The 437-nt window shown below is 62.7% G+C and carries 1 protein-coding gene; it reads left to right on the top strand.

Annotated elements, in window-relative coordinates; translation table 11 throughout:
* Window positions 1–437: hypothetical protein (locus tag CDV44_RS28180; protein ID WP_170936135.1), on the top strand; the 437-nt coding region annotated here is incomplete at both ends.

Genomic DNA, 437 nt, shown 5'->3' with positions numbered 1-437 from the left:
ACGACGACCGTGCTGAGTCCGGCGATTGTCTTCAACTTCCTGTCGAAGGATGCGAAAGGCGGCACCAGCGACCCGATGGTCGCCGTGGACGCCAACTTCAAGCCGCAAGGTGCGCCGCTCAACGCCAATCAATCGAGCTTCGCGAATTATCTTCAGAACATTTGGGAACTCGGGCGTCTCGACGCCGGGCCGCTGTTTCAGCCGTTCGTCAGCTCGACCAACGCCACGTCGTACAAAAAGACGCTCGACACGGTGTCGGCCAGCGCGTCGCTCATGCGCGCCGGTAGCCGCGGGCACGAGAACTACGACTTCCTGAACCGGTTGATGAGTTGCCCGCAATTCGTGAACGCCGGCACGCGCATGACCGAAGGCAGTTGCGTGTGGGGGCGCGTCATCGGCACGCGCGCGGATCGATACGACACGTCCGACGACAGCGG

This window comes from Pandoraea sp. PE-S2R-1, assembly GCF_002179865.1.
Classification (GTDB): Bacteria; Pseudomonadota; Gammaproteobacteria; order Burkholderiales; family Burkholderiaceae; genus Pandoraea.
The sequence above is the reverse complement of the archived record's forward strand: the minus strand, read 5'-3'. Positions and strand labels throughout refer to the sequence as shown.